Genomic DNA, 12,772 nt, shown 5'->3' with positions numbered 1-12,772 from the left:
ACCTGTCAAGACGATACAACCCGTTTTCATACTCGCCGTCCGGTTCATCCGGCACCTGTCTGTTTTCACGCGAACGTCATTCCCGCAAGCGGCCCATGCCGGACTTGCCGCATGTTCCCGCACGGACATCGTCCGGAACCGGTACGGCCGGCGATACCCGCCGAACCCGCACAACGCGCCGCAAAACGGCGCAAGCCAGAGGAATATCATGGTCAAAAGCAATTTTCATATCAGGGAACTGACATCCGCCGACCTGGATCAGTACAATGCCCTGTTGCGTTACGCCTTCCAGGTCACGGAAAAAAACCTTCAGGATTATGGCTGGGAAGAGGACGATATCAAGCAGTCCAAATTCCCGATTCTCGAACGCGCCGATGTCTGGGGCTGTTTCGATGACAAGACACTCGTGTCCCAATTCGCGGTCTATCCGCTCAAAATGAACGTCCATTCCGCCGTGTATCCCATCGGATTCGTCACGAGCGTGGCGACCTATCCGGAATATTCCGGTATGGGACTGATGTCGAAACTCATGAAATGCGGACTCACGGAAATGCGCAGGAACGGACAATCGCTTTCGCTGCTGTATCCGTATTCCATCCCGCTGTACCGCAAACGGGGCTGGGAAATCGTCTCGGACAAAATGTCGTACCGCATCCGCGATATCCAGCTGCCGCGCCATCTCTCGGTTCCGGGATATGTCCGCCGCGTCTCGTGGGACAATACCGATTTCATGACGCTGCACACCCGTTTCGCGAACCAGACCCACGGCTGCCTGTACCGCAACCGGCTGGCATGGGAAGAATACTGGCGATGGATCGAGGACGATACCGCCGTGGCGATCTATTACAACGCCGACGACAAACCGCAGGGATACATGGTCTATCTCATCAAGGACGACGTCATGTACATCCGCGAGACCATCTATCTCAACAGCGAGGCGCGAAAGGGGCTGCTCAAATACATCAGCGCCCATGAGTCCATGGTCAACGAAGTCAGGGGCAGCAACTATTTCAGCGAACCCGTCGCTTTCAGTCTGGACGACAGCGACATAAAAGAAACGATCCGCCCCTATATCATGGGACGGATCGTCGATGTGGCGATGTTTCTCGAAAACTACCGTTGCGACCCGGACGCGACCGGAAAAATCACGCTGCACATCACCGATTCCTTCCTCGAATGGAACGACAAATCCTTCACCCTCGTGTTTTCCGGCGGAAAAGTCTCGCTCGCCGAAGGCGGTGCGCCGCATGAGGCTTCCATGTCCATCGGCACGCTGACGACCCTGCTTCTGGGCTACAAACGCGCTTCCGAGCTGGCCAGACTGGAACGGATCACCGCAAGCGATGCCGCCTTGCGCCTGCTGGACAATGCCCTGATCTCGGAAAAACCCTATATCTCGGATTACATCTAGCGCAAACGCCGGGCGTCACGGATTGTCGCGGTAAGACGGCGAATTGCCGCCCGGCATGCTTCCCTGCTTTCTGGGATCGCGCATGAAAAACGGCACCCGTCTGGGCGCACCGGGCTGTTTCGCTCTCGGATCGGGGTTGCCGCGATTGAGAATGTCGATCAGCTGATCTTCCAGCTGAAGCATCATCTTGTCGATTTCCCTTTCTCCCTCAGGCGACAACTCCGCATCCCTGCCGCCGGGTTCCATGCCATTCGAACCGGACTGGCGGAAGCGTCCGCCGGGCGCCGTGTCGTTCCAGTAGCGTTCGCGCGACTTCTCGAATAAACGTTTTCTGTAATCGGACATCATAGAACGATCCGGATCGGAATAAGAACGCCCGTCTTCTTTTGCGGCATCCATCAATTCCTGGCGGCGGTTCCCTTCGTCAAGCCATTTGTCCAGCGCCATACCGGCTTCATAGAGATTGTCGGCCGAACTGGGCATCGACAGCGCCTTGATGAATCCATTCATGAAATTGTTCATACATACTCCTTCCCTGACTAAGATTGCCTGTATATCCCGGCGATACGGCCAGCGCGGCCCCACGGGACACCCCTTTTTTATACCCCGCCCGGAGACGGACAACGGACTTTCGTGGCACTTTTCCGCCGGAGCTCCCTTGCCCGGAAAAACCGCCTGTCCGGAACATGGCTTACATCCGCGGCATGATGGGTTACAATAAAAAATTCGCTGTCGCGTCCGGCAGCCATCATCCGGCCCGTCCACAAAACGCCCGTTTCCCGATGAAAAACAAGCTGATCCGAATTCTTTGCGCCTGTGTCGCGCTCTTTCCGCTTTGTGCCTCCTGCGCCGGCACGCTCCAGCTGCAGGCGGAGGCCATCGCCGCCGGCGATTCCGCCGACGTCGGTCTGGCGATAGAAGCCACAGGCTCCGGCGAACGTGCGGCCGTGCGTGCCGGAAAGGCTTACCCGATGTACAGCATCGTGAAGTTTCCGCTGGCGCTGGCCGTACTCGAACGGGTCGATCGCGGGGAACTTCGGCTTGACGACACCATCACGATCACCCCGGCCGATCTGAAACCGGATACCATCAGCCCCTTGCGCGAACGCTACGAAGGCCAGACCGCCGAGGTCAAGACAGTCGATATCCTCTACGAAACCATCGCCCATTCCGACAACAACGGTTGTGACATCCTCATGCGCCAAATCGGCGGCCCCGGGGCCGTCGAACGCTACGTACAATCGCTCGGCATCACCGGCATGCACATCGGCGCGACCTGTACCGCGATGCATGACACCCCCGGCATGCGCATGGCCAACACCGCCACCCCCGAAGCGGCCAACCGGCTGCTCGCCCTGTTTTACGGAAAAGAACTGTTGCACCCCGACAGCCATGAACTGCTCTGGGAATACATGCAGGAAACCATGACCGGGCCGGGACGCCTGCGCGGGCCGCTGCCTGCCGGAACCGTACTGGCCCACCGTACCGGTACCGGCGAAAATCCGTCCGACGGCAGCACGACCGTCAACGATATCGGCATCATCGTGTTGCCTGACAAACGTCCCGTCTTCATCAGCGTCTTCGTCACCGGAGCACGCGGCTCCATACTGGACGCCGAAAAAACGATTGCCGATCTCTCGCAAGCCGCCTGGGACTACTACAGCAAAGAAAAAGACGGCAACCCGATCGACATCGCCGAGCGTGGCGTGCGCGAACTGCTGCGACTGGAAACCCGCCCATGAGCCATACGGCACGCCTGCATCCGGCCTGAAACGCGAAAAAACGCAAACTTCACCGTAAAAAACACAAAGTCCACCGAAAAAAGCATCAAGTTACGGAAATTTTGTGTTACCATGCACGCGCCTCGCACCTTGGGAAACGCTGCGGCACATGACCGGCCGTTCGCGCCGTGCAGGCCGAAGCGGCGCCGGTGGGCGACACCGGACACCCCCAGGTCAAGCCGGGCGGAAAGCGACTGCCATCCGCCGGCGCGGCAAGGCAGACCGACCGCCCCGAAAGGCATTTATCCACCCCATTCCGGAGAAAGGAGAACCCGACCGATGAAAAAACACCCGATCCACCATGAGATCGTCTGTGACAACTGTGGAAAGAACATCCATCACGACAGCATGGCCGTCACGACCGAAGTCCGACAGACCCTGCTGACCTTCTGCTCGGAACAATGCGACGCCGAACGTCGTGCCAACATCGCCCTGAGAGAAATGACCTGGGGCAACGCTTCCTGACCGGCGTACGCACTGCCTGTCCAGAAGCCGGGCGAGAACATCGTCCCTTCCGGACATGGCAACCACCCGCCCCGTGATACACCGGCTGGCGAAACACTCCCTTCAGCGGTTACAATCCACGCATTGCCTACATTGCCGCCCCGCATATCGAAGGAAATCCGTAACCGCACCATGAAATTCCGCACCATCCTCGCCGCATGCTGCTTTTCGCTCGGCATCTGGCACACCGCCGTCTCCGCCGCCCCCGCACTTCAGGAAAAAATCGCCGCGACGATCGAAGGACACCAGGCTGTCGTCGGCGTCGTCATCGAAAACGCGGATGCCACCGACACCGTCGCCATCGCGCCAGACGAGGCTTTCCCCATGCAAAGCGTTTACAAATTCCCCATCGCGCTCGCGGTTCTCGACCGGGTGGAAAAAGGCGAACTCTCTCTGTCGCAACCCATCACCGTCACAAGGGATGAACTGCGTCCCGACACATGGAGCCCCCTGCGCGACAAATACCCTGTCGGCAAAACCGTGCGTATCCCCCTTGCCGAAATCGTGCGCACCACCATCTCGGAGAGCGACAACAACGGTTGCGACATCCTGCTGAAACTGGCCGGCGGCCCGGAAAAAGTCACTACATGGCTGCGGCAACACGGCATCGACGGCATGACCGTCGCCACCACCGAACGCACCATGCACAGCGACTGGAACATCCAGTACAAAAACCGCACCACCCCGGCGGCCGCCACCGCACTGCTGCGCCTGTTTCATGAAAAAAAACTCCCCGGCCCCGCCACGTATCCCTTGCTGTACGCTGCGATGAAAAACGCCATGCTCGCCCCCGAACGCCTGCGCAGCGGCCTGCCTGACGGCGCCGACCTCATCCACAAGACCGGTACCTCGCTCGCGTTTTACCGGAAACAGGGCATGACCCTCAACGACATCGGCATCATCCTGCCGGACGGCAAACCCGTCTATATCAGCGTATTGGTCTATCGCTGCAAGGAACCCAGGGCTCGCGCCGAAAAAATGATCGCCGCCATCGCCCGCACGACATGGGAACACTTCACGACGCCGCCCGTACCGGACCACGCGCCCGATGTCTCCCCTGCCGCCATGACGGTACACCAGCCGGCGGCAACCGCAAACGGCACGACATCCCTGCCGCCTGACACGGCACACCGTCCCGACGAAACCCGGCAAAAACCTGCTTCATGAAACGGATCGTTCATTTTTTCCCGCTCTTTTTGTACTGGCTCGCCAGCCTGTGCATCATCATCGCCCACCGGGGTTCCCTGACCACATTCGCCAGCGTCGTTTTCCTCATCATGCTGGGCGGCGGCATCTATCTGACCGTGTTTTTCCTGCGCCAATGCGACAACGCCGCCCTGTGGCGCTTTCACGCCGTCCAGCCCGTATGCTGGGCATGCGACGTACTGGCCGCCAGAATCATCGGCCCGGATACCACCATGCTCATCCTCATCATGCCATGCCTTGCCCTGCTGGGCATACCGGCAATCGCCGCATGGCTCGCTTTCATGAAACAGCCGCGAAGCACCCGGATATGTGCCGTATTCGCCTCGGTATTCCTGCAAATCGGCATGCTGCCCGTGCTCATCCTGCTGACCCTGTTCTCTCTCTAGGACACCCCGGAAAAACGCCCCCGCCTGCCGGTGTACACTCCGGTACGACCTCCGGCAGCGCGCCTCACTTGTCCCGATGCACACGGCGCTGCCCCAGAAAAACCCCCGCGAGAATCAGCGCGCACCCGAGGAGCATCACGGCATTGACCGGTTCATCCAGCACAACGGCGGACGTCAGCATCGCCACCAGCGGAACCAGATAAATATAATTCGTCGCCAGCACCGCGCCGATCTCCCTGACCACCAGATTCCAGGTAATGAAACACAACATCGACGCCACCAGCGACAAAAACAGCAGATTCGTCCACACCGGCGTACGGGCAAGCACCCGCCAGTCGAACCCGAACGGCAACACCGGTAAAAACGGCAACACCGTCACCACCCCGTAGAAAAACACCTTGCGCGTGATGAACAAGGTCGGATAATGGACATCGAGCCGTTTGAGAATCAGGCAATAAAACGCCCATGACAATGCCGCGACCACCGTCAGCAAATCCCCTGCCGGCGACAGTTCCAGAATGAAATGGCCGTTGAACACCACCAGCGCCACCCCGACAAGCGCCATCACCGACCCCGCGAGCAAAGTCTTGCGCACCGTCTCGGTACGATAAAAGACGATCACCAGAAACGCCGTGAGCAACGGCGAAATACACACAATCAGCGAGACATTGGAAACGAGCGTCCATTCCAGCGCCGTATTTTCCGTCACGAAATACAGCGCCCCGCCGCAAAACCCGGCAGCCGCCAGCCAGCATTCGTCCCGCCAGGAATCGGCGAACAGCTTTTTCGGCGCAATGAACCAGATACACACATACGCCAGCACGAAGCGGCACACGAAAATATCGACCGGCGTCATCCCGCTGCCGATCAGCACCTTTGTCGAGACGAACGTCGTCCCCCAGATCGCCACCGTCGCCAGCGCGACCAGATGAAACAGAAAAGTTCTTTTCAACACCATACACCACCGGAAACCCGCCCGACGGCCGCACAGGCTCCGCCAGGACACAACCACCCCGACAGACAACAGGACAGGATGAAAAATGCCACCATTATAGGGACAGCGGCGAAATATGCCAGACAAGCACGCCCGACGGCAGGGACGGAAACGACTGCACAACCGGACAACCCGCCGACATCGTGCGGAATCACCCGCCATCATGCGGACAACATGCGAAAACCGCCAGCCCGCCGCAACGGCGACAGCTTCCGCACCTTCTCGCTATCGGCACCTTGCCGCAAGGCCGGTCCCAGCCCTGCCGTCACCGTCCCTGATACGACATTGCACCGGAATATTGCACCGGCACGACATTATCCCCGTTTCCTGTGGACAACTCCGTGAACAGCGCGCTTTTTCCCTTTACCGGCAACGACTTGCACCCCCTGCCCGTCAAACGGGCAAAAAGGGCATATGGTGCGAGTGCGCCGGTGTTTTGGCATATTGCCCGTATATCGGTTGCCGTTCCATCCCGATCATGCATTCGTTATGCCATTCATTTTGCGCCGGCAATACGGAAAAACAGCTTGTTCTGAAAGGGGTGAACCTGCTTTGCCGTTTTCCGCCTGCTCGACTTTTTGTTCTGTTTCTCTGGTGTCGCCTTGCTGTCGGTGTTTTTTGTGCACACAAAAAAACCGCCCGTTCGTTGCCGAGGGGCGGTTCGGTGAAACGGCGGTATGCCGTGGGGCAGACTGCGTTCAGAACAGGTAATTGACCACCAGATTGCCGGCGACGCCTTCCCTTTGTCCGGCATAGCCTTGCAGGTTGGCGTCGATTTTCCATGCGCTGTCGGCCGTCGGGCTGAAGGTCACGCCGATTTCCGCCACACCCGTGTCTCCTTTCAGGCTGTTGTCGTCCAGCGAGTAGCCATAGACGCTGCCTCTGGCCGAACCGGAAAATTCGTGTTCCCATGCCACGCCGATATACGGGGTGTATTGTTTGTTTTCCGTGTAGTTGAGCCGTGCGCCGACTTTGGTGCGGTGGCTGTCTATGTCGTCGAATTTGTACGGGTCGTTGGCGATGTCCGTGTTGTATCCGTCAAGGTGGAGCCACTGGTACCGCGCCGACAGGTCGAGTGTATAGGCTTGTGTGATTTCCCACAGGTAGCCGACTCCGACTCCCGCTCCGTAGTAGGTGGAATCTTCGTCGTATTCTCCCCGGTTTCCGTTCACGTCATAGAGGTTGCTTTCAAGGTCGGTGCTGGCACGTCCGATTTTGGCGTTGATCTGGGCATAGGCGCCTTTCATCGTGCCTTCGTTTTGCTGGTAACGTCCGATGAGGCCGATGCCGTAGTAGTGGGTGTCTCCGTGGCCGCTGGCGAAGCTGTTGTCGCTGTCGATGTTTCCCCAGCCCGCTTCGGCATAGATGCTGCCGATGAGGTCGTAATCTCTGGCGGTATTGAGTTTGCCTGCCAGTCCGAGCAGCCAGTGGGTTCCGGATACTTCCGCATCCCCGCCCTTGTCGAGGTCATGCCGGATGTCGCTGCCCCGGATGGCGCCGTAGGCGCCGTATCCTTTGGCACGGATGGTTTCCATGGCTTTGGTCATGCCGGTGTCGAGTGCGAAGTCGGTGCCTTCGTTGAGAAAGCCGACTGTGGCGAGTCTGCCGTTGGTGAACACGCCTGTCGCCGGATCGACGGTTGTCCGGTTGTCATAGGTCGCGGTAAGGGTGTTGCTGTCCGCTTGCAGGGTGTAGTGGTGGTTCAGGGAGACGCCCTGCCGTACGATGGCTGTGCCCGACAGAGTATTCGCGTCGGTGGTCAGTCCGTTGGCGTTTTCGATGAGTGTGACGGTGGTAGCGAGGGGTTGTGTCTGTGTGCCGCCTGCGATTGCACCTTGCATGTTGACCTGGGTGCCGCTCAAATCAGTGCCTGCCGTATCGTTCAGGGCGAGCATGGCTTGTCCCGCAGTCGGTGCGGTTTCGGCATTGACGTTGAGGTTGACGGTCTGGAAGTTGGCGATGTTTTTGACTTCGACATGGCCGGTATCGACGTTGAGGGTGTTACCCGTTTTGACATCGGCTCCGGCGACATTCGAGTTACCGCCATAGACGATAGCGCTTGCAAGGTTCGCGCCTGCGCCGGTCGCCAGAGTGACGGTGTTGCCTGTCGCATCACCTTCGGTGGCGGTGCCATTGAAATTGTGGACAAAACCGCCGTATATATCAAGGCTGACCGTGGCATCCCCCGCGACAGTGACGCTGTTGCCGGTCGCGCTACCTGAATCATGCACATTGGCGCCGAAAACCTCCTTGGCGGTACCATCCGTCAGTATCACGCTATTGCCGCTCGCGATGCCGTTGTGCGCCCAACCGCCATAGACATTATCGACCGTAGTGCCCGTCACCTCGACCTGGTTGTTTCTCACCGTACCAGTGCCCTGATAGTATGTATAACCACCGGCAACATAGCTGGGGTCAGAGCCACCAGACCCTGTCACATCACTGTTCGTCACCTTGACCCGGTTGTTTTCCGCCGTACCGGTACTTGCATACCCACCCATGACATAACCGACCGTACTGTCCGATACCGTCACGCTGTTTCCGCTGACGGTGCCATTTCCCGTATAACCGCCATAGACATACCCTTCAACCGTCGCACCGCCCGTCACCGTCGCACTGTTTCCGCTCGCGTTACCATTGGTCACATAAGCGCCATTGACATTCCATCCAACCTGCGCGCTGCCCGTCACCGTCGCACTGTTTCCGCTGACGACACCATTGTTGACATACGCACCGTTGAAACTGGTATCAATCGTACCGCCGCTCATTGTCACACTATTGCCAGTCGCCGTGCCATTTCCGTCCACAATACCGCCATAAACAGTATGGCCGACTGTTCCGCCCGTCATCGTGATCCGGTTGTTATCCGCCGCACCGGTGATTGCATAGCCGCCGATTACATCGTTTCCGACATCGCTGTCGATCGTGACGGTATTGCCCGATGGGGTGTCGTTACCGTAGTCGCCAGTTCCCGGTACATTTTCCTGACCACCACTGTTGGCAGCCAGCGCGAACGGCGCGGGCACGAAAACCAGACATACCAGCAACGGCAACAGCCGCTTGCGCCATACCTTTCCCGTTGCCTCTGCGGTTCCCGTACCGCATCCCGCTTTCGACCGTTTCTGTCCCGATTTTCCGCTGTCTGTCATCATGCATCATCCTTTCTACTATTCCGGTTGCCAACCGCATCCCGCGCTTCAATACCGTTTCACCATGGCGTTTTTTTATACAGCGGCTAATAATGATTAGCGGCTGTCAAAATGATGCATAATTTATTGATCTTATTATGGATTTTAAAAATGTCTTGCTTGTGGTAAATAAACCGTTTGTATATAATTTTGGAATCTGTATTCCGTAAATTGCGGACTTACAGCTGATTAGTCGGATTTATTCCGTTTCAAGACAGCCGCTAATCATTATTAACGGACGCGCTATCCTGCCCGAAAAAAAGAAGTCCGCAGCCTTCCCGTCCGTCCAGCCGATCTGGCATTACCGGTTTTGTTGAATATATTCATGCAGTTGCACAACACGTCATGCCGAAAGACGCTGCATCGGCACCCTGTTCCCAACCTGCCGTGACGATCGGCGTCCGCTCCCGAAATCTCTAAACCGCGCGGTTAACACAAAAAACAACATTCACTGGCAAACAACGGTTTCAGGTGTTCCGGATATGACCTTTCCTTCTGTTTCGCCGCTTCCGGATCGCTTTCGCACACAAAAAAAAACCGCCCGTTCGTTGCCGGAACGGGCGGTTTGGACGGGGCTGGCGGTCTGTCGTGCCGTTGTCGCCGTTTTTTCAGAGCAGGTGATAGTACGGGCAGATGTCCTCGTAATGACCGTCTTTCATGCGGAAGCCGCCGGGGATGACGCCGAGCTGCACGAAGCCGAGGCGTTCGTAGAGATGCCGCGCGTGGGTGTTGGTGGCGACGACGGCGTTGAATTGCAACACGCGGAACCCGATCCGTTTGCCCTGCACGAGCGAATCCATGACCAGCTTTTCCCCGATGTGCAGCCCGCGGCATGCCGATGAGACGGCATAGCTGGCGTTGCTGATGTGGCCGCACCGTCCGACGTTATTCGGGTGCAGGATGTACAGGCCGAGGATTTCGCCGGTTTCCGTGTTTTCCGCCACCGCCGTCCAGGACTGGCTGGCGAAAAACGCCGCGCCGCTTGCCATGTCCAGCAAGTCTTCCTGCGGGAAGGCGATGCCTTCTTCCACGACTTCGTTCCAGATGGCGATCATCGCCGCCAGATCGCCGTCCCTGTATTGGCGTACACTGATTTTCATATCTTGCCTTTCTTTCATTCATGACTTTGCCCGCCGCTGCCGCACGAGGCGGCTCCGCGACGGACCGGAAACCGCCTTATTCAATCCCTTTACGGCATTGCCGTCAATGCCGACGTTGCCCTCACCGCACGAAAAGCGGTGCGATTTCCGGCCTCATCGCGCGTTTTCCTGCACGTTGGCGCATGAACGTGGCGTCTTCGCGGCATTTTCGCGTTTTTCGCCCGATTTTTCCGTATCGTCCGCATACCGTGCAGCCATCGTGTTTCCGACGGCAAGCCAATGCTGTCCGTCCGCACCGACATGCACGCCTTCCTGCCCGTTTTCCGTTTGCGTCTCATTGTCCGGCATGCCGGGAACGCGGCGGCGGCGCATGACGCCATAGCGGGTGGCATCCCAGGCATGATCTTCGGCGGTGGTGTCCACATCTTCCGGATTGAGTTCGTCCGGCAAGAGGCACGGCACGGTGCGCAACCAGTGCTTGCAGGTGGAAAAGATTTTGAGTTTCCCTTGCGAGAGCAAACGGATGATTTCCTGCGCGCCGTTGACGCGCGAGCCTTTGGCGTTCCATGCCGGTTGCCAGCGGATGCCTTCGTCACGGAATATCTGCCCGATGGAACGGTCGGTGCCGTTTTTCGCGAAGATGGACGGGTCCGCCAGATTGATGCGGTAATCGTAGCCGAAGCGTTCGTCACGCTGTTCGATTTGCCGGATTTTCGCGGCGACTTTTTCCGCGCTCTCGCGGCTGCCCTGCCCGGCACGTTCGCCAGCGCCGTACAGTTCGCGCCACAGATAGATGCAACCGTCGGGGTCCATGGCGAACCAGTACACGGCATACGGCGCGGCGTATCCCCAGTCCATCGCTTTCCAGACCGTCCATGACGGCGGTATGTCGAAAGGCGCGACGATGTGTTTGCCCGCGTCCCAGACGCCTTCGAGAAACGAGCCGGCATGGATATCCCAGTCGCCTGCCAGCCAGGCCTTTCGCTTGTTGGGGTCGGTGATGCCTTCGAGGGTCGGCAGATAGTCGGGGTCGTTTTCGAGCAAATGCCGGTTTTCATACACAGTCGAATGGATACGCACGCGGGGTTTCTTGCCCGCCTCGCGGATGATTTCACCCGCCGGCACCTCACCGATCCGGTAACGCGCCTTCACCCAGCCATGCCCCACCCCGTAAGGGTTGCAGGTGGCGCGCACCATCCGCGGCATCCCCGCGAAAGACGAACGGCAGGTAGATTGCATCGCCTCGAAAAACGACGAATCCCGCCAGTTCGTCAATTCCTCAAACCCCAGCCAGGGGTATTCGTGCCCGTGGTAGTTCCAGTAATCGTCCTCTGTCGCGCCATAGCGGAAATACAGCGTCTCCCCGTCCGGCCATGTCCACCGGTAGTCGGATTCGTTGAATTTCGCCCCGGGGAAAATCGCATAAAACCAGCGCTTGGACTTGGCGACCACGTCCGCGAGCTGCGGATAGGTCAAACGAAACAAGGCGCCCCGCCAATGCTCCCCGAAGCCCAGCCCGCAATACCGCGCAAACGACATCAGCAGCGCATCCGTCTTGCCACCCCCGCGCGTGCCTTCCAGCAGCGCCTCGAACACCGGACAGGTCAGAAACCGCGTCTGGCTCCCCGGCAAGGGTTGCCAGATGACGCGCGGCATCTCCGGCGCGGCATGGTCCGCATTTTTTCCGCCGCATGCCGGCACACCGTCCGCACGGGATACGCCGCCAGCGGGAAAGCCCGACATACGGGCGGTACCGGCGGTATCAGCGGTATCCATCGGGTCTGCGGGCAACATTCATGCCGTTTCCACCTGCGCTGCCGTTTTCATCCGCATCGACCAGCCCCATTTGCACCAGCCGTGCGGCGATCCGCTCCAGCAGGGGATCACCTGCCGCGTCGCTGCCGGAGGGAACGCCCGTTTCCCCCTGACTGTTCCGCGTTTCCGCCCCGCCATATGGCGAGAGCATGCCGCGCATGGCGCGCACGGCTTCAGGGCCCGGCATGGGGCCTGTCTGGCCGCCCGCCGGTGCGGCGAACCGCCTGTCCGTCTGCGTGTCCGGCAAGGGCGTCACGCCCGCCCGGCGGGTGATGATCCGCTGCAAGGTATCCAGCAGTGCGCCGATGAAATCGCCGTTACCGTCCGTTCGTCTGCCCGATGGCATATCGTATCTGTCCATATCCGTTTCCTTTCTTCCTGTATCGC

At 58.9% G+C, this 12,772-nt stretch carries 12 protein-coding genes; 6 read left to right on the top strand and 6 right to left on the bottom strand.

The window, feature by feature from the left end:
- Positions 1 to 208 precede the first annotated feature (208 nt).
- A complete protein-coding gene (locus NAI64_RS02545; protein WP_269297468.1) occupies positions 209 to 1,411 on the top strand; it encodes a GNAT family N-acetyltransferase in 1,203 nt (400 codons plus the stop codon).
- A gap of 15 nt (positions 1,412 to 1,426) precedes the next feature.
- Here the strand turns inward: NAI64_RS02545 and NAI64_RS02540 are convergent, their stop codons facing one another.
- Positions 1,427 to 1,933 (bottom strand): hypothetical protein, encoded by a 507-nt coding sequence (locus NAI64_RS02540; RefSeq protein ID WP_269297466.1) that lies wholly within the window; start codon positions 1,931 to 1,933, stop codon positions 1,427 to 1,429.
- 164 nt (positions 1,934 to 2,097) lie between these two features.
- Between NAI64_RS02540 and bla (NAI64_RS02535) the strand changes: the two genes are divergently transcribed.
- The 4 genes from bla (NAI64_RS02535) to NAI64_RS02520 all read left to right on the top strand — a co-directional run bounded on the left by bla (NAI64_RS02535) (position 2,098) and on the right by NAI64_RS02520 (position 5,288).
- The gene (gene bla, locus NAI64_RS02535) at positions 2,098 to 3,153 is read left to right on the top strand and encodes a class A beta-lactamase (protein ID WP_269297464.1); all 1,056 of its coding nucleotides are present in this window, start codon (positions 2,098 to 2,100) and stop codon (positions 3,151 to 3,153) included.
- Between the two features lie 318 nt (positions 3,154 to 3,471).
- Positions 3,472 to 3,657 carry a hypothetical protein gene (locus tag NAI64_RS02530; protein ID WP_269297462.1) on the top strand — a complete coding sequence of 62 codons (186 nt, stop codon included), beginning with the start codon at positions 3,472 to 3,474 and terminating at the stop codon, positions 3,655 to 3,657.
- Positions 3,658 to 3,828: 171 nt separating this feature from the next.
- Positions 3,829 to 4,863 (top strand): class A beta-lactamase, encoded by a 1,035-nt coding sequence (gene bla / locus NAI64_RS02525; protein ID WP_269297461.1) that lies wholly within the window; start codon positions 3,829 to 3,831, stop codon positions 4,861 to 4,863.
- Positions 4,860 to 5,288 (top strand): hypothetical protein, encoded by a 429-nt coding sequence (locus NAI64_RS02520; protein WP_269297460.1) that lies wholly within the window; start codon positions 4,860 to 4,862, stop codon positions 5,286 to 5,288. Before bla (NAI64_RS02525) ends, NAI64_RS02520 begins: the two co-directional genes overlap by 4 nt.
- A gap of 64 nt (positions 5,289 to 5,352) precedes the next feature.
- On the opposite strand, the gene NAI64_RS02515 is transcribed toward NAI64_RS02520, so the two are convergent.
- Positions 5,353 to 6,246 carry a DMT family transporter gene (locus NAI64_RS02515; protein WP_269297458.1) on the bottom strand — a complete coding sequence of 298 codons (894 nt, stop codon included), beginning with the start codon at positions 6,244 to 6,246 and terminating at the stop codon, positions 5,353 to 5,355.
- Positions 6,247 to 6,321: 75 nt separating this feature from the next.
- Here NAI64_RS02515 and NAI64_RS02510 point away from each other — a divergent pair, with 75 nt between their 5' ends.
- Positions 6,322 to 6,627 carry a hypothetical protein gene (locus tag NAI64_RS02510; RefSeq protein WP_269297457.1) on the top strand — a complete coding sequence of 102 codons (306 nt, stop codon included), beginning with the start codon at positions 6,322 to 6,324 and terminating at the stop codon, positions 6,625 to 6,627.
- Positions 6,628 to 6,980: 353 nt separating this feature from the next.
- Here NAI64_RS02510 and NAI64_RS02505 read toward each other — a convergent pair whose 3' ends face one another.
- From NAI64_RS02505 to NAI64_RS02490, 4 genes are all read right to left on the bottom strand, one after another.
- On the bottom strand, positions 6,981 to 9,434 hold the full coding sequence (locus NAI64_RS02505) for an autotransporter domain-containing protein (protein ID WP_269297455.1): 2,454 nt from the start codon (positions 9,432 to 9,434) through the stop codon (positions 6,981 to 6,983).
- Positions 9,435 to 10,078: 644 nt separating this feature from the next.
- On the bottom strand, positions 10,079 to 10,570 hold the full coding sequence (locus NAI64_RS02500) for a GNAT family N-acetyltransferase (RefSeq protein WP_269297453.1): 492 nt from the start codon (positions 10,568 to 10,570) through the stop codon (positions 10,079 to 10,081).
- Between the two features lie 153 nt (positions 10,571 to 10,723).
- Complete coding sequence (locus NAI64_RS02495) at positions 10,724 to 12,346, bottom strand: terminase large subunit domain-containing protein (protein WP_269297451.1); 1,623 nt, start codon at positions 12,344 to 12,346, stop codon at positions 10,724 to 10,726.
- Positions 12,333 to 12,746 (bottom strand): hypothetical protein, encoded by a 414-nt coding sequence (locus NAI64_RS02490; protein WP_269297450.1) that lies wholly within the window; start codon positions 12,744 to 12,746, stop codon positions 12,333 to 12,335. Before NAI64_RS02490 ends, NAI64_RS02495 begins: the two co-directional genes overlap by 14 nt.
- Positions 12,747 to 12,772: the final 26 nt, after the last annotated feature.

This window comes from Oxalobacter paeniformigenes (assembly GCF_027158465.1).
GTDB lineage: Bacteria > Pseudomonadota > Gammaproteobacteria > Burkholderiales > Burkholderiaceae_D > Oxalobacter > Oxalobacter paeniformigenes.
This window is presented reverse-complemented; position numbering and strand designations above follow the sequence as displayed.

Bases quoted from the DNA above. Each gene is read 5' to 3' on its own strand.
- NAI64_RS02545 (WP_269297468.1), top strand. From the start codon at position 209: ATGGTCAAAAGCAATTTTCATATCAGGGAACTGACATCCGCCGACCTG.
- NAI64_RS02540 (WP_269297466.1), bottom strand. From the start codon at position 1,933: ATGAACAATTTCATGAATGGATTCATCAAGGCGCTGTCGATGCCCAGT.
- bla (WP_269297464.1), top strand. From the start codon at position 2,098: ATGGCTTACATCCGCGGCATGATGGGTTACAATAAAAAATTCGCTGTC.
- NAI64_RS02530 (WP_269297462.1), top strand. From the start codon at position 3,472: ATGAAAAAACACCCGATCCACCATGAGATCGTCTGTGACAACTGTGGA.
- bla (WP_269297461.1), top strand. From the start codon at position 3,829: ATGAAATTCCGCACCATCCTCGCCGCATGCTGCTTTTCGCTCGGCATC.
- NAI64_RS02520 (WP_269297460.1), top strand. From the start codon at position 4,860: ATGAAACGGATCGTTCATTTTTTCCCGCTCTTTTTGTACTGGCTCGCC.
- NAI64_RS02515 (WP_269297458.1), bottom strand. From the start codon at position 6,246: ATGGTGTTGAAAAGAACTTTTCTGTTTCATCTGGTCGCGCTGGCGACG.
- NAI64_RS02510 (WP_269297457.1), top strand. From the start codon at position 6,322: ATGAAAAATGCCACCATTATAGGGACAGCGGCGAAATATGCCAGACAA.
- NAI64_RS02505 (WP_269297455.1), bottom strand. From the start codon at position 9,434: ATGATGACAGACAGCGGAAAATCGGGACAGAAACGGTCGAAAGCGGGA.
- NAI64_RS02500 (WP_269297453.1), bottom strand. From the start codon at position 10,570: ATGAAAATCAGTGTACGCCAATACAGGGACGGCGATCTGGCGGCGATG.
- NAI64_RS02495 (WP_269297451.1), bottom strand. From the start codon at position 12,346: ATGGATACCGCTGATACCGCCGGTACCGCCCGTATGTCGGGCTTTCCC.
- NAI64_RS02490 (WP_269297450.1), bottom strand. From the start codon at position 12,746: ATGGACAGATACGATATGCCATCGGGCAGACGAACGGACGGTAACGGC.